At 56.1% G+C, this 16,167-nt stretch carries 10 protein-coding genes; 8 read left to right on the top strand and 2 right to left on the bottom strand.

Annotation, left to right across the window (positions count from 1 at the left end; all coding sequences use genetic code 11):
* Window positions 1-320 precede the first annotated feature (320 nt).
* From pglX to QYL91_RS11205, 3 genes are read left to right on the top strand one after another with little or no spacing between them, the layout of a single operon-like run.
* Complete coding sequence (gene pglX / locus QYL91_RS11215) at window positions 321-4,664, top strand: BREX-5 system adenine-specific DNA-methyltransferase PglX (RefSeq protein ID WP_302080586.1); 4,344 nt, start codon at window positions 321-323, stop codon at window positions 4,662-4,664.
* A gap of 2 nt (window positions 4,665-4,666) precedes the next feature.
* Window positions 4,667-6,817: a BREX-5 system phosphatase PglZ gene (pglZ, locus tag QYL91_RS11210; protein WP_302080585.1), complete on the top strand. Its 2,151-nt coding sequence runs from the start codon at window positions 4,667-4,669 to the stop codon at window positions 6,815-6,817.
* A gap of 6 nt (window positions 6,818-6,823) precedes the next feature.
* Window positions 6,824-9,733, top strand: a complete 2,910-nt coding sequence (locus QYL91_RS11205; protein WP_302080584.1) for a helicase-related protein — start codon at window positions 6,824-6,826, stop codon at window positions 9,731-9,733.
* Window positions 9,734-9,901: 168 nt separating this feature from the next.
* Here the strand turns inward: QYL91_RS11205 and QYL91_RS11200 are convergent, their stop codons facing one another.
* Window positions 9,902-10,120: a MarR family transcriptional regulator gene (locus QYL91_RS11200; protein ID WP_302080583.1), complete on the bottom strand. Its 219-nt coding sequence runs from the start codon at window positions 10,118-10,120 to the stop codon at window positions 9,902-9,904.
* Window positions 10,121-10,354: 234 nt separating this feature from the next.
* Here QYL91_RS11200 and QYL91_RS18315 point away from each other — a divergent pair, with 234 nt between their 5' ends.
* From QYL91_RS18315 to QYL91_RS11175, 5 genes are all read left to right on the top strand, one after another.
* The gene (locus QYL91_RS18315; RefSeq protein ID WP_465269212.1) at window positions 10,355-10,933 is read left to right on the top strand and encodes a hypothetical protein; all 579 of its coding nucleotides are present in this window, start codon (window positions 10,355-10,357) and stop codon (window positions 10,931-10,933) included.
* Window positions 10,930-11,889 (top strand): hypothetical protein, encoded by a 960-nt coding sequence (locus QYL91_RS11190; protein ID WP_302080581.1) that lies wholly within the window; start codon window positions 10,930-10,932, stop codon window positions 11,887-11,889. Before QYL91_RS18315 ends, QYL91_RS11190 begins: the two co-directional genes overlap by 4 nt.
* Before the next feature lie 95 nt (window positions 11,890-11,984).
* Entirely contained in the window at window positions 11,985-12,881 is an 897-nt protein-coding gene (locus QYL91_RS11185) for a DUF8168 family protein (RefSeq protein ID WP_302080580.1), read from the top strand.
* Between the two features lie 43 nt (window positions 12,882-12,924).
* The gene (locus tag QYL91_RS11180; RefSeq protein WP_302080579.1) at window positions 12,925-13,899 is read left to right on the top strand and encodes a hypothetical protein; all 975 of its coding nucleotides are present in this window, start codon (window positions 12,925-12,927) and stop codon (window positions 13,897-13,899) included.
* 286 nt (window positions 13,900-14,185) lie between these two features.
* Window positions 14,186-15,160, top strand: coding sequence for an HNH endonuclease (locus QYL91_RS11175; RefSeq protein ID WP_302080578.1), 975 nt, complete (start codon window positions 14,186-14,188; stop codon window positions 15,158-15,160).
* 165 nt (window positions 15,161-15,325) lie between these two features.
* Here QYL91_RS11175 and QYL91_RS11170 read toward each other — a convergent pair whose 3' ends face one another.
* Window positions 15,326-15,802 (bottom strand): hypothetical protein, encoded by a 477-nt coding sequence (locus QYL91_RS11170; RefSeq protein WP_302080577.1) that lies wholly within the window; start codon window positions 15,800-15,802, stop codon window positions 15,326-15,328.
* Window positions 15,803-16,167 lie beyond the last annotated feature (365 nt).

The raw sequence follows: 16,167 nt of genomic DNA, 5'->3' as shown, positions 1-16,167 counted from the left end.
CTGAGAACCCATAATAAGCCCACGTTCTCTATGGCCGATTGGAAGAGGTTGCAACATCGCTGGAGGTGAACCGTAGGTGACTCCCGCCTATGAGTACGAAAGACCAACTTCGCCGGTTCGAAAACAAAGCACAGTTGCTACGCTACATCTCGGACGAGAGAGAGACTGACTTAGATACACTGTGGAACACGTCCAAAGTCCGAGTTGAACAACGCCAGTTAGCCGACTGACCGATAGCACTACCGTCGGGGATTCTCTTCCGATGAGCCAACATTAAAGTCAGTTGTCGCTGTCGGACATGATATTCACGAGTAACCTCCATGGATAGCGATTCACTTTCTCAGCGGAAGGCGCAACTCGACAAGGCAGAGCGGGAACATCTCGAAGACGTCGTTACTGAGATGCGAGAGCGCGTGGAAAACAACGTTCGATTCCAACTCTCGCAGAGAGGACTTGAGGAGAAACCAGACGACACGGACGATTTGGACGAAGACACACAGGATCTCGTCGAAGCAATCGAGTTAGAGAGCGTTGACGGTCATGACTGGAGTGAAGGGTTCGAGAAGTACATCACCAGTGTCGGATACACCATCGTCAATCGTCTCGCTGCACTCCGTTGTCTGGAGGTGCGTGGCTTCATCGACAAGGAAGTCACTGTGTTCAAGGACAACGGACTGACGCCAGCAGCAGAGCCGCTCAACGACGGCACGGAAGACTTCCTCATGGAGGACGAAGCGATTCTAAAGGCCTACCACAAAGCATGCGACAAATTCGCCGACGAAATCGAGATTCTATTCGATCGCACATCGGCATACAGCCTGATCGATCCAGACAACGATACTTTCGAGGAACTTTGTGGAATGCTGGATTCAGTTCCCGACCCCGTCTGGCGGGCCGACGACGTCCTCGGGTGGGTCTACGAGTACTACAACGTCAAACTACTCGACGACCTGCGCCGCAAAGGCGACCGTGACGGCTTAGAGCCCGACGACGTCCCGCCTGCAAACCAGTTCTACACCCCACATTGGGTCGTCCGAATGCTCACCGACAACTCGCTCGGGAAACTCTACCTCGAACACACCGGCGAGTTACAGGATGTCGTCGAAACGCAGGAAGAGTTCTCCCCGGACGAGCGCAAAAACCGCCCGCTCTCGCCCGGCGAATCACCTGACATCGCTGATTTCTGTACTTACCTCGTTCCTTCCGAGGAGGAAGGCGAGCCAACCGACTTCGACCACCCCGAAGAGCTTGGCGTTATCGACCCTGCCTGTGGAAGCGGGCACTTCCTGCTGTACGCCTTTGACGTGCTGGAGCGCATCTGGCGTGCCGAAACCAACCTTCCCGAAGAGGAAATCCCACGGAAGATTCTGAAGCACAACCTCTACGGCGTTGACCTGGACATGCGGGCCTGCCAGCTCGCGGCGTTCAATCTATACCTGAAGGGACGAACCCGGACCGAGGCCGAAGGCGCAGACGGCTTCGACATGCCGGAAGTCGGTATCGTTTGCGCAGACGCGAAAGTGGCCGACATCGAGGGTGTTGAGGAGGTATTCGACGAAGTGGCTGGCGAGGACGAAGAAGTCGAGCAGGCACTCCGGCGTATCCTAGACGCGTTCGAGGAAGTCCACGGCCTCGGGAGCCTGCTCGACGTGCGAGGAACGCTTGGCGACCTGTTCGAGGACGACAGCGAGACTGACGGTGTGCAGATCACACTCGGCGACGACCCACGGGAGAGCCACACGCTCGGACAGGTACTGCACAGTCTGCGAGAGGCTGTGGAGGAACACCGAGACACAGACTCGTTCCTTGCACAAGACTTGCGGAGCTTCGTCCGGCTGCTGGATATTCTGGCGCAGGACTACGATGTGGCACTGATGAATCCTCCGTATGGTTCTGGAAATCGAATGCCTGATATCGTTCAAAAGTATGTGAAAGAAAAATATTCGTATAAGGCAGATTTTTACATCAGTTTCTTTGAAGCCTGTGATAGACTGACTACTCAGAATGGTCGTACCGGTATGCTCGTCCCGAGACAGTTTATGTTCAAAGGAAGATTTACCGAGTTCAGGAAGGATTTCTTAGGCTCTGAAGGTAGTTTCGACTTCTTGGCTGAGTTTGGAATTGGTGTCTTAGATAACGCAACAGTTCGTACAGTTGGAACTGTTATCCGATCTGGAGTTGATCCGTCATCAAACGGGACTTTCATCCGTTTACACGATGTGGATACTATTGAAAAAGAGGCCACTTTTCTTGATGTACTCTGCAAGACTGAAAAAGAAATAAAGCGGCTATTTTCAATCAGTCTGAGTGAATTTGAGCAAATTCCTCGGTCTCCTATATGTTATTCCGTGCCACAAGTTGTACGAGAGTTGTACAAACGGAATATTAAAATTGACGCTGAACATGCAGGAACAGATGACGAGTCACTCTGTTGGGTTGGTCCTGGTATTGTAACCGGAAATGACGATAGATTTATACGATACCATTGGGAGATCGGTAAGAAGGATTTGTACCAACCGTTCTCGCACGGTGGTGCTGACGCTTGGATTGCCCCGAAGATGGCGAAGATGGTGAAGTGGGATAATCAGGGAGAGGAAATGAAGCGATCAAGTTCGTTCGTTAGAACTCCTAACGAACATCTCTACGGACGGTCTGGGCTCACATGGACATATATTAAAGAGACAGGACGGCGTTTCGGCTACTTCGCTGGAGGACTATTCAGTACTAACGGCTTCTTACTTGTTCCAAAGAAAGATGTATCTCTCTGGACACTATTAGCTGTGATGAACTCAAGCCTATATAATGCCCTTTTTCTTTCTCAGACGACAGAGCGGCACTGGAATGCAGATGCAGTAGGAAGTATTCCGTGGATTGCGGAATTTGAGGACGTGAATGAATTTGCCGAGTTAGCAAAGCAACAATTCCAGGCGAAATTGACTGAACGACAGACGGATCCTACAAGTCCGTACTACAGGGGACCTGCACTTCTTCCGGAAAGTGCCAAGTCAGGTTTCATTTATGAACATGCCCATTCCAAGGACCATTCTGTACAGGAACTACCGAATTTCGGTATTGATGTGGATTCTGGAAAAATTCAGACAAACGCTAGGACTGTCCGACAGACCGAATTAATACAGGAAAAACGTACGGAGGATATTTCAGAGGAGATAGACGAAAGAATTTATTCACAGCTAGGAATTTCACAGGAAGAACAGGAGGGAATACTCACTGAGATATACTTACGAACTTCAGAAAGTCCGGAAGACCGCCAAGTTTCGGACCCTGAATCTGTTCCTGAAGTCCCTGATAACATCGACCAGCAAGTGAAAGATCTCGTCCATCACTTTGCAATCGAAGCAGTCTGTGAGGAGACCGACGGCATTATCGCTCTACACAGTACGGACGATGAAGGCGATATGCTTGACCGGATCATCAAGCGTTTTGAGGACGCCTATGGCGAATATGCTGAGAACCGCCTCGCTGAGGTTGACGATATCCTCGGAATAAAATCAGCCGCGGAGGAAGCCTACCCTAACCTTAGGGAGTTTATCGAAGACGACCTGTTCGAATACCACGTCAATCAGATGGAGAATACGCCGACTCTCTGGAAGCTTACCACCGAGCGACTCATTGCTGACTCGACGGGCGAAGGCTTCGCGTGCTTCGTTGACTACCACAGCCTCGATGCAGGGCTGTTCGACCGACTCACCAAACAGTACCTCGAACCACGGAAAGCTGAACTACGGGAGCGCCGCAGCGCAGCGAATCGCCGTCGGAGCGATGACTCACTATCGGCAAGCGAGCAGGCCGAGGCCACAGAGCAGTACGAGCGCTGTGCGAGCGGACTCAATCAAATCAACGTCTTCGAGGACGTGATTCAGGACCTCGGTAGCACCGACGAGCGCGACTTCGACAACGAGGACCGGGAACTAGTGGACGAACTGGCTCCGAAAGTCGCTGTCTTCCGTGAGGAGACCAGCGAACGCATCGATACGCTGGCGTGGCTACGTGACGAAAAGGGCGAGGAGTGGTTCCAGGACACGTTCTCTGACAACTTCTGGAACGCTGTCGAGAAGTGGCGTGAGGAATGGCTCGACGCTCTTGGCGAACTCGAACACGCTTGTGAGGAGTACGCTAAGCCAGTTGATGAATCCGTTGAGGCGCACCTTGCCGATCTCTTCGACTACTTCAACTGGCGACTCAAAGGGTCGGACCACTACTCCAGCACCGGCATCCTGTTCATGACCTACTACTTCGAACGGGAGGGAGAAGACTGGCTCAATGAAGACGGTCAGCCGAACGATCATCTGTCCGAGGACGAGCAAATGGTTGCCTCGCTTGCGACCGGCCTTGATGACCCCTCGATTGTTGACGAGGAGTATCTGGAAGCGATGGTCGATGAGTACGCAGACGATGAAGATTATGAGGTGGAAAGCATCGAGGACCTTCCGCCGTTAGCGGAATTCAAAGCACTGGCAGAGGAGATTGACGACCGCTGCCAGACCATCGACAAGCAAATCCCATCGGATTGGAGTGACCGCGCGCTCTCTGAAATAACGACAGAGGGATACCAGCCAAATCATAAACACGGCGTCGAAATCAACATCACGCCGCTCGCACAGGCAGAAATCGTTCCCGAGACTGTGGAAGATGACGTTCTCTAACCATGCCAGCGACGAGGACACTCCCACAGGCTGCCCACGACGCAATCCAGAGCGGCATCGACGAAGCCGCAGACGAGGAGCCGGTCATCCTCTGGTGGGACGACGGTGGCTACCTCCGCGACATCGTTAGGAACGCAAGCCACTCCATGGGCTGTGAGTTCCACGCTGCCGAACAGACACCACTGGAACTCCGGGCTGAAGCACCTCGCCGCCGTACTGTCTGGTACGTTCCACAGCCCCGTACCGACGATGTGGACTGGTTCAAAGACGTCGAGAACACCGGTCACATCGTCGAAGCCCACATCGGGAAGCTCGCCATGCGGTGCTTCGAAGACGACCGGCTCCAAGCGGGAACGATTCGCAAAGCGTACGCCGAGGCCGACGACCGCGAGGAAGTCGCCAAAACGATCGGTGAATCCCTCAACGGCGATGGTGGTCTCCCGTCGCTCCAGAGCCTTCAGACCAAAATCGTACTCGGCGGTCACGACGACCCCGTCGAGTACGTCCTCGAACACGGCACGGAAACGCTTCCCACCGATGATGATCTGCTGGAAATCCGTGACCTACTGGTTACGGAGGGCGTCGAAGCTGTCGAAGGTGAAACCGACGCCAGTACCATCGTCGAACGCACACGCCGGTGGGCGGTCGCCGAATGGCTAATCGACGAGGGATTGGAGAAGTCGCAGCTTCCACAGGAATACCAGTCAGAGACTGACACAGGGATCGGAGTCTACAGACCTGACCTCCAGTCCGTACTGAGCAAGACTGATCAGAAAGGGACCCTCGCAGGCATCTATCTTGACCCTGACCAACGGTTCTGGCACGATATCCTTCGGACCTACGAGGACCCGTGGGGCCTCGTCGATTGCCCGGTTGACGCCTCCCTCGAACACCGCCTGTGGGACGAGTGGACGCAGTCGTTCGACGCTGGCAAGTACGAGGCATGCACGAAGCAAGCGAAACAGCGCCACGACCGCCTCGAAACGACATACGGGGACGTCCCGTGGACGAACGTGTGGGAACAGGCCATCGACGTGGCAACCCTTGCTGATGAACTCCAGACATGGGAAGAGAGCAGAGATGCCGACGATGTCGTTGACCTCTACGGAAACGTCGAGGACGGCACGTGGCAGATCGACCACGCAGTGTACAACCTCATCATCTCCGGTGAGCCGGAAACTAAACTCCCCGAAGAACACCCCGCAACCGCGGCGCTTGACGACCTCCGCTCGTCGCTTGTCGAATCCCGATATCTGGACTACCTCTCTGACCTCGGCGACCTCATGGTTGATGAGATTGAAAACGGCTCGCCGTTCGTCGGCGAGAGCCACACTCATCAGTTCTTCGCGGAGGAACAGGAGCACCTCCAGAGCGGCCAGAGCGTCGTGCTGTTCATCATCGATGCACTGCGATTTGACCTCGCCCACGAACTCGCAAACTCCATCCGCCGCGAACTGCCGAACCTCGAAGTTGACGAGGAAAAGTGGGTCGGGACGCTCCCATCCGAAACCGAGTTCGGGAAAGCTGCACTCACACCGGGAAGCAAGTTCAGCTTCAACATCGAACTCCAAGACAGGGACTTAGTGGCCGAGCGCAACGGCCGGAAAATCACGAACCACCACCGCCAGGCACTCCTTGAAAACGACGGGTGGAGCTACATCATGCAGGACGAAGATGATCAAATGGGGTGGAGTAACACTCGTGTCGCATACTACTGGAACGACATCGACGATACCGGAGAAAAGGAGATAACGGACTTTGAGGAGGCGTTTAGCGACCGCCTTGATACGATCTCAAACATCATCTGCGAGAAACTTCAGAAGGGAGAATGGGATCGCGCGTACATCCTCTCCGACCACGGCTTCGTTTCCCTCCCGAAACACGTCGATATCAACGACCTCCATCCACCGGATAATGCGGAGAAAGTCACCCGTCGATGGGTTGCTGGCACAGACCTTGACGACAACGGGCCCGGCGTTTTACTGGACGAAGACACTCACTTGGGCTACCTCAACGATGATACCAAAGTCAGGATTCTCACAGACCCGATTCAGCGATTCCGAAATCAAGGCCTTCCGGACGCGCGGTTCTACCACGGCGGTGTCCTCCCGCAGGAATTCGTACTGAACTTCGTCACCATCACGCAGGAGTAACGAATTATGGATGACCTCGCACCGGGAGCCACGATCCGCCTCAACGGCACTCCTTCTGAAGTCATCAAGACGTATTCTGTCGGCGACCTCGATTACCTTCGCGCCTATGTCGAGGGTACTGGCGTCAAGACCGTTTGCATTGATGACGTGCACATCGAACCAGAAGAGGCCCAAATCGGAGCCATCGAACCAGCCACTGCCAATCGACTACATCCCGAGCACGAAGCAGTCTCCGCCGAATGGTTCGACCTTCGTTCGCAAGCACTTGAACTCCAAATCGCACATGAGCAAGGTCAGCTACTGAGCATTTCGAACTCTCTCGTCCGTCTTGAACCCTACCAACTCGCCTGTGTCAATTGGGTCATGCAGAAACTCCGCCAACGAGCCCTCATCGCCGACGACGTCGGTCTCGGGAAGACAATCGAAGCAGGACTCATTCTCAAAGAACTCGCAGCACGCAATAGGGCTGACCGCGTTCTGTTCGTTGTCCCGGCACACCTGCAAAAGAAGTGGATACGTGACATGGACCGGTTCTTCGACATCAGTCTCACCCCCGGCGACCGCCAGTGGGTCGAAGGCGAACGTCGTCGTCTCGGTGAAGAAACCAACATTTGGGATCAGGAACACCAGCGGATGGTCGCCAGCATGGCGTTCCTTCGGAGAGACGAATTTCAGGACGAGCTCGATGACGCGTTTTGGGATGTCGTTGTCGTCGATGAGGCCCATAAGGCCGCCAAGCGTGGAGAGTCGCCGAGCCAGACTTCAAAGATGGTCGAACGAGTCGCCAGCAACTCCGACTCGCTGCTCCTCCTCAGTGCGACGCCTCACGACGGCAAAGGCGATGCGTTCCGCTCGCTCGTCGAGTACATCGACCCGTTCCTCGTTGCCGAAGACCAAGAACTCTCGAAAGAAGCAGTTGACCGCGTAATGATGCGCCGTGGGAAACAAACCATCTACGACGATAACGGCGAACGCATCTTCCCCAACCGCGATGTCGGAACCGTCCCTATCGAGCGAACACACGAAGAAAAACAGTTCTACGAAGCCGTCACCGAATACGTCCAGAACGTCTACAACCGCTCTGAGCAACTCAACGAGCCTGCTGTCGGCTTTGCGATGGCACTCATGCAGAAACGCCTCGTGAGCAGTATCGGCGCGATCAAAGCGACACTGAGCCGACGCCTGGCAACCCTCGTTGACGAACAGTCCACAGAGACGGCACTCTCCGAGGAAGCCGCCGCCTATCTTGAAGGCGAAGACCTCGATGAAGACGACAAGGAACAGGCTGAAAACGAACTCGCTAACCTCACTGTCACCGAAAGCGACGCCCAACTCGAAGAAGAAATCGAGACCCTCAGAGATCTGGTCTCGCTCGCGGAAGGCATCCCGGTTGATTCGAAAGCACAGAAGGTCCGTCGATATATCCAGCAACTCCTCGACGAACAACCCGACGAGAAAGTCCTTCTCTTCACAGAATACCGAGATACACTGGATTACTTCCTTGAGTTGGTGAAAGACGAACCGTGGGCCGACGAGATTCTCGTCATCCACGGTGATGTCGATAAAGAAGACCGTACTCGCATCGAAGATGAATTCAACCACGGACAGTCACGGTTGCTTTTCGCAACTGACGCCGCCAGCGAGGGTATCGACCTCCAACACAGCTGCCACATCATGATTAACTACGAACTCCCGTGGAATCCAAACCGTCTCGAACAGCGTATCGGCCGACTCCACCGCTACGGTCAGGACAAGGAAGTCAAAGTATGGAATTTCTCCTTCGAGGGCACCCGGGAGGGCGAGATATTCGAAATGCTCCAGAACAAGGTCGAAAGCATCCGCGGGAAATTAGGCAACACAGCAGACGTCCTCGGGATGCTCGACGACATTGATGTGGACTCGCTCATCATGGAATCCATCCGGAACGACGAACCAGCGAGCGCGACCAAAGACGAACTGGAAGCCCTCATTGACGAGCGCCAACAGACGCTGTCAGAGTGGTACGAACGGAGCCTCATTGACACGACAACCTTCGACCAGGAGAGTCGAGAGCGGATCCAGGAAGTGATGGATCAATCAGAAGATGTCTACGGGAGCGAAGCAGACATTCGAGAATTCTTTGAACGAGGTGTTGCCGCACTCGGCGGGGGCGTTGAGAAAGCCGGTACCAACCTCTTTCGTGCGGATCTACCGGACTCTCTCCGTCGTTCACCAGACGAAGACTCATACGGGCCATTCACGTTCAACCGGGAGTTTGCAATGGACCACGACGACATCGAATACGTCTCTCCCGATGCGGAGGTTGTCCAGCGGCTCATGCAGCAAGTCCTCGACAGCGAGCAGGGAACTGTGGGTCTCAAGCTGCTCCCCTTTGTTGACGAGCCAGGCATCACGTACAATTACCGCGTCAGGTTCGAGGACGGAACGGGAGACGTGATCCGAGAAGAGACCATTCCGGTGTTCGTCGATGCAACTTACCATGACCCTCAAGAACGCCTCGGACAGCGAATCATCGAAGGTGATAGCATCAAAGGCTCACCCGATGGTGAACAGGTCCGAGTTCTACTCGAAAATGAAAGCGAGATTCGCTCATTTGCCGATCAATACATCAGTCAGCGTGTCGAATCTCGGCGGGATGAACTTCAACAACGCAGAGAGGCAGAGACTCAAGAGGAGTTAACCGATCTTGAAGCCTACGCTGAGGCCGAACGTGAACGCATTGAGACATTCATCGCAGAGTACGAACGCAAGGCCGACACAGGCACCGACATGGATATAGCGATTCGCAAACAACGACAGCGTCTTTCAAGACTGGAGGATAGAATCGAAAAGCGACGTGCGGAACTACAGAAGAAAGCACAGGTAATCTCTGTTGCCCCTGAGGTTGAGAATCTGTGTATCACGCTTCCAATCTAACGCACTTAGTAGAACACTGTTGATGTATAGCTCTCTGATGAGTTGACTGAAAAATTATCCGTCAATAACTTTTGCGAGTTCAAGAAGGCAGAAGTTTGAGGGAAGAGATCACTTCTGAGAATTTCAAACACTCACCAATAAGTCACCTTCACAAGATTGAGTCAAATCTCACGTGGGCTCTTCCCGAGGATCTTCGACAAGCTCATACAGTCCTGTCGTGACTTTTTGTACCCATCCTGCGGCAATTAGCTGGTTGAGAGCATAATTGATCTGCTGGTCATTAAGATCGCTTTGCTCTTTGATCAGATTTGGAGTTACTCGTCCCTCATCGAGGAGGTCTAAAATTTCCTCCTCATTGTCTGAGGGGATATATTGTTCGTTCACCATAGACGGGCTTGTTTAGGACCTCTCACCGTGTTCTGATAAGATTGTCTCATACCAAGATTACGATGAGAAATTGGAGTGTTTATCGGAGAGTAATTTATAGAGTTATTAGAAAATTATAAGTGGTTGTGGATATACACTACAAGTGTGAGCTCGGTCTTTGAGGGCGAGATAATCGTAGAAATCGCCCGCCTGTCCTAGCAGGCGGACCGGGCTCCCACGGATGTGAGAAAACCCATGACAAAATCAGAGTCGTCTGGTCAAGAAGTTATCGTCTATAAACAAATTGAAGATATAAATAATCTGAAACGGGCTGCGCTCGGGGAAGGGGCCGGAGTTTGCACGGTGTGCGGGTCGAGATTCCGGGAGGGCGACGGCCTTGTTGTCGTTGCTTTCCGGGTTGCTGACCGGCCTACTCTTGATGTCGATCACGCGAAGTGTTTGGAGTGCCGACACGAGCCGACTGAATATTTCACGCGCGGCACGCGCGACATTGTAGTGGAGGGACGGGTCGGCCTGTGTACGGATGCGGTGAAGCAGTCGTCGTGGCGGGTGTTACTGGCGCCTGAGACGCGCGTTGTGAGTCCGGCGGGGTCGATGGTTGCGGAGCCTGGTCCGGGTGCGGCGTGGTTTCGGAAGCCGATTGCGCGGAGTGACGTGTTCGAGCACGTTGGGAACCCGTCGTCGAAGCGGCCGTGGCAGCGCCCGGCGGTCCGGGTAGCGGGCGAGGAGGACCCGACGGACGAGGATACTGAGCTACAGTCTGCGTGCCGTGCGTCGCTGGTGAAGCGCCAGGGAGGTGCACGACACCGATGACGGGTGAGGAGTCGCTGACGCTGGTGGATGAGCACCTGCCGATTGACCTCGACATGCCAAAATCTGTCGCGGAGATGCTGTTTCCGGATCTCTATATCGGCCTTGAGATCGACTTACTCGCACCAGGGGATGGGGTCTTGACGGATCGGCATCACGCGTCGGCGAACAGGTACGAGGCGGATGATGCGATGAATCAGATTGGCGGGCAGATTTCGCCGTTCACGTTGTCGGGGTGGTTGCGGCACGCGTGCGAGGCAGTCCTGCAGATTGCGGGCGCGACTGCGTGTCACCCGGGCGAGTCGAATGCGGATTATATGCGCGCGGACGTGTACGAGCGGGATCTTGAGTCGGGTTATCACGAGAAAGGCGCGTGTACTGACGAGCACGACGCGGGCTGCGTCATCTACGATTTGTTCGGCGGGTTCGGCGACCAGCCGGGGAAGTTGCTGCGTCGCCCGGTGTCGTTCTCGCCGATTCGGCGGGAGGTGGACGTGCTGGATGGCGAGGCGGAGGCGCACTTCCGCCAAATGTCGAATCAAGTTAGGTCGCGCAACGAGGAGGACGGCGGGCAACCGCTCCGGCAAGCCGACCGTGACGTCCTTGGGAATGTTGAGGGGACGTGGAAACTGACGCTGCGCGAGGTGAAACCGGAGTTCGTCGGCTTGCTGTTGGAAGCCGTGTCGTTCCTGGATGCGCACAGCGATGAGTTCGGGTTTCAACTCGGCGGCGCACGGAATTTCGGCGCAGGCATCGCAGACGTGTGGATTGTGAATCCGTTGTACACTGAACAGGAGGTGCGGCGCGTGTTTAATCGGTCGCAGGCGGCGACGCAGGCGATGGAGGAGAAGGATGACGTGTGGGCGTCGGAGTGTCGGCCGGAGTTTGTGCGGGCGTTGCAGGCGCGGGCGGCGGCGCGTGATGGTGACGTGCCGGTGCCGGGGAGTGATGGGGCGTGACGCGGGAGTCGTCGTCGGCGCAAACCGATGGTGACGACCCGGCGTGTGCGGGCCTGAGGCGGCGGTCGACGCGGGTCGTCCCGGATGGTGGCCGTGTGAGTCGTGGTGCCGACGAGTGTCAGGCCGACGACCTGTCTGCAGGTGATGCGTTGGTCGCAGCGTATCGGCATGACGTCCACAAGTTGCGTGGGCGGCGACACGACGCGGCGGCCGACGAGTACGCGGGCGTTGCGGTGAACGAGACGGTGCCGCGCGGTGCGGATCAAGACGCGGCGTTGCTGAGTCGGCCGCGCGGGGAACCAGAGCAGACGGTGGATAACCATGCGTCGCCGTACCGCCTGTCGCTGCTGACGGGCGAGACGGCCGTGACGCGGGAGCGAATCCGGGCGGCGACTGGTGGTGGATTTCAGGCGTTGGTGACGCCGACGGATAGTGAGGAATTGCACGCGCGGTGGTTGACGAGTGACGTGCCGAACGCGTTCAACGAGGCGGTGTACTACCCGTACACGTCGGCGAAGTACCACACGTTGCTGGTTGGAGCGCTCCTCGATAATTACCGTGCGGGGCATGCCTTCGACGACCTGTTTCTTGTGGCGACGACCCCGGGCGAGGCCGCGACGACCGGTGGGTCGGTGGATGCGTCGGCGGCGCTGACTGCTGACGTCGTGGAGCCGCATCGGACAGTGCTCTGGACGCCGGAGATTGCACTGCATGTGACTGGTGCGCCGGGTGACCGGCCTGCAGCGCGCCTTGGTGCCGTGCCGGCCCGGTCGTTCGCTGATGTGTGGTCGCGGTTGCCTGCGCATCCCTTGGACGTGGATGGGCAGCGGCGGTGGCGGGTGTTGGATGCGCAGTTGCGGCGCGTCAGGTCGTGGTCGGCGGCGTTGGCGTTCGTCGAGGAGTTCGTCGCGGCGTTCGGGGCTGATCCTGAGGGGGTTGAGCAGTCACGGCGAGGCGGGCGGGAGTCGTCGGGGGTGGATAGTGCATGGTAGTTCGTGTCACTATCTGCAGTCGAATCGACGGGGTGTGTGAACTGTGACCAAGATTCAGCAAGTGTTGTTCGAGGTGGCGGCGCCGTACTTCGGGCACCCGTATTTCGTGACGGGGCACGCGCTGTTCAACGCGCTTGCTCGGCGCGTTGACGCGGCGACGCGGGAAGCGTTGTGCGTGAGTCACGGCGTGTTCGTTCCGGGTGAGTACGGGGAATTCCCTGACGTAGCGTCACAAGACGGGTATGGGGGGAAGCTCGGCAAATCGCTGCCTGAAGTCTCGTCGTATGATGACTTGTTCCTGTTCCGGGACGCGGCGCAGCGGTGGCTGTTGGATAAACGGCCGCGGGACGCGCACAACGTCTTGGACGTGCAGACGCACGGCGGTCGGTTGTCGTTCGCGCCGACGTGTTGGTTTGGACGGCCGCCGGCAAACAGGAATCGCCGACGGTCAGTGTCGTGGTACGTGCAGTGTTACGTGCACGGTGATGGCGAGGGCGTCGTCCCGCTCGACGAGGACGTGTTGGACGGGCTCAGAGTTGGTGGTGCTCGTAACTACGGGTTCGGGGAACTGTCCGTGGCGGACACGCAACTCGTAGACCTTGACGCGTTGGATTACTCGCGCCTCAAGGCGGCGCAGGGCGGTGCCGGGCAGTACGAGTTGGAACTCGTGTCGCCGTTCGTCGTGGACACTGACGCGCCGAACGGGGACGCGCAGTCGGTGCCGTGGTGGTGGGGCGTTGACTCGATCGACACGGTCGGCGGCGTGTCGCCAGACGGGCTGCGCCGTCGAACGACGCGGCTCGTGGATGGTTCGGCGTCGTACGCGGTGGAGACGGTGGATCACGGGCAAGTCGTCGGGTACGCTGGTGACGATCCGGTGGCGACGGCGCTCAACGGTGTGTTGCGTGTCGGGACGCATTCCCGGTTCGGATTCGGTGAGTTGCGGGTGCGGCCGCCGGGCGGGGAGCGCGTTTCGGTGCGTGCTGGTGGGGATGTGACTGACGGTGAAGTGTCGTGATGGCGGTGGAAGGTGCGGTCAGGCTACTCGTCGGACAGGACGGCACGTAATCGGGGTTTGAGGGGGACTCAGTGACGCCGACGAGTTACGGGTGAGGCGGTCGGGTTGACGAGAAGCGATTCGGCATGTGAGTGACGGCAGTCTTGAAGCGATACACCACGGACATGCCAGGATCGGCGTGCAAATAACAAGCGGTTACCTCAACGATTATGGAACACAACACGCAGGAAGCGCAGTGTATCGAGACCGACGAATCGATGATGCGAGTCACCACGGTGGTGGCAGCATGACCGGGCATGACGTCTCCCACGAGACGGTGGATCCGGGAACGAGAGACGACGTGTTGACGGCGGCAGGCCATCGCTGTCAGTGGTGCGGTCGGGACGGCCCGGGCGCTGGCGGGGTGGCGACGCTGCACGTCCATCACGCGACGCGTGACCTCGATGAGATGGACGAGCACGACCCGGCGAACCTGACAGCAGTGTGCCGACGGTGTCACAACTGGCTGCACAACCAACCATCGAATGACGAAGCTCCCGTGGAGATCACGGAGGCGGACTTGACGGTGCTGTTGCCGCAGGATGTCGAGATCATCCAAGTCTTAGCAGCCAACGGCCCGATCCGGACTGGTGACATCGTCACGGAACTTACGCCGGACCTCTCCGTAACGGCAGTGCGAGAACGCCTATGGGTGTTGATGGGTCTCGACAACACGGTCGAAGAACGCAACCAGCAAATCGTCGATCAAGACGCAGACACCGGGGAATGGGGTCTCGCCGAGCAAGTCTCGAACTCGTCTCGCGGCCGCATCCCTGACGACCCCCAAACCCTGTTGCAACGCGCTGAAGATGAACGCGTCCGGCAAGCCCTTGATCGCGGGTGTGACCGGGACGCGGTCGCTGACGTGATCGGCGTGTGCAGTCGAACGACGTGGCACAAAGAAAAACGCGCCCGAGCGTACGACTTGCCGCTCGACGCGCTCGATGACAAAGGCGGGCGGCCACCAGCGAACGACCGTGCTGAGTCGGCAGGCCAACCGGCCACTGGTGAAGATGATGCCGCCCAACTGCAACTGGACAGCGCAGCAGAGAAACCAGGTGAGAGTACTGGAGATGATTCGACTGGCGGTGACGAACCGACTCGTGACACGATCAACGACGACTCTGCGCCTGATGAGCAACCAGTCGCCGACGGCGGTGACGTGCAAACACGCCTCCGGCAAACGATTCAAGCTCTAGAGGCGTTAGACGCGGAGCTGTAATCGTAACGATTCGGGTTTTGAGAAATCAGTTCGATATGTGAGTCGGGGGTTTACCGCTTCTCGTCGAATCCGTAGTACTGTAGTAAATCGGAGTTATCTGTCAGGGATCGGTGGATTTCGGAGAGGAATGAACGCTCTATTCGGCAATGTGCCTGTTAGCACTGTTTATTGAAGATCTTCACTCGGTTTAGGTGATATGCTTGAGTCGTACTGTTCAGCGTGTTTCCACCGTTTCTTTTCTAACTGAAGGATGAGTTCTTTTACTGCCATTACTGCCTCATCAACTTCTTCTTCTTGGCAAGTGAAGTAGATGTCTCTCAAGTTGTAGTTTGGATTGTTGGTTTTTGAAGAAGACGTGTTTGGCTCCCATCTTGATAATATTTCTTTAGCATCGGTGACGATCCACTGTGCCACAGCGTGCGTCTCTCTTTTTTCAGGGTCGTCTAATGTTTCCGGGTAGTTTCGATCTCTATCATGCTTTTTTGGAATGGGAAGATTCCCTGCAATAACCTCAACCTCATTTTCATCCTGCGCTATCAGCAGTATTTTAGAATTATTGCCACCGAAGTGCGTTGGTATTTCATAAGTGACATCAGCATCATCTGCCCGGCGGACGGAACGTGAAGATCTACGACGCGACATATCTCATCAAATGCATTTCTGACTATTGAGTCTTCACATCCGCTTTACTTGCAATTAATTACAATGAGAGTCGCTTCAGGCGTGAGTCAATGGTGCCGGACGATACTGCATCTCTCAGTAAAGGCCAGCAGTTCAGACTTGCCGCGGGAGTAGTCAATCGTAGGTATACGTTGAAGCGTATCCGAATCCAGCCCAATATCTCGCATGGTCATGGCCACAGTGAGGACAGATCAAGTAGTCTTGCGTATCGTATTCGTCTGGTATAATTTGTCCGCATGACTGGCATTTGTTTCCTGTCCAATTGGTTTTAAAATCTTCTGCTAATTCCTGTCGATGTCGTTCAATTAGATGGGTATTCTTCTTCT

It is taken from the genome of Salinibaculum rarum (assembly GCF_030505615.1).
Classification (GTDB): Archaea; Halobacteriota; Halobacteria; order Halobacteriales; family Haloarculaceae; genus Salinibaculum; species Salinibaculum rarum.
The sequence above is the reverse complement of the archived record's forward strand: the minus strand, read 5'-3'. Positions and strand labels throughout refer to the sequence as shown.

Excerpts from the sequence above, each read along its gene's own strand:
- QYL91_RS11175 (WP_302080578.1), top strand. The coding sequence starts at position 14,186 with ATGACCGGGCATGACGTCTCCCACGAGACGGTGGATCCGGGAACGAGA.
- QYL91_RS11170 (WP_302080577.1), bottom strand. The coding sequence starts at position 15,802 with ATGTCGCGTCGTAGATCTTCACGTTCCGTCCGCCGGGCAGATGATGCT.
- QYL91_RS11200 (WP_302080583.1), bottom strand. The coding sequence starts at position 10,120 with ATGGTGAACGAACAATATATCCCCTCAGACAATGAGGAGGAAATTTTA.
- QYL91_RS18315 (WP_465269212.1), top strand. The coding sequence starts at position 10,355 with ATGACAAAATCAGAGTCGTCTGGTCAAGAAGTTATCGTCTATAAACAA.
- QYL91_RS11190 (WP_302080581.1), top strand. The coding sequence starts at position 10,930 with ATGACGGGTGAGGAGTCGCTGACGCTGGTGGATGAGCACCTGCCGATT.
- QYL91_RS11205 (WP_302080584.1), top strand. The coding sequence starts at position 6,824 with ATGGATGACCTCGCACCGGGAGCCACGATCCGCCTCAACGGCACTCCT.
- pglX (WP_302080586.1), top strand. The coding sequence starts at position 321 with ATGGATAGCGATTCACTTTCTCAGCGGAAGGCGCAACTCGACAAGGCA.
- pglZ (WP_302080585.1), top strand. The coding sequence starts at position 4,667 with ATGCCAGCGACGAGGACACTCCCACAGGCTGCCCACGACGCAATCCAG.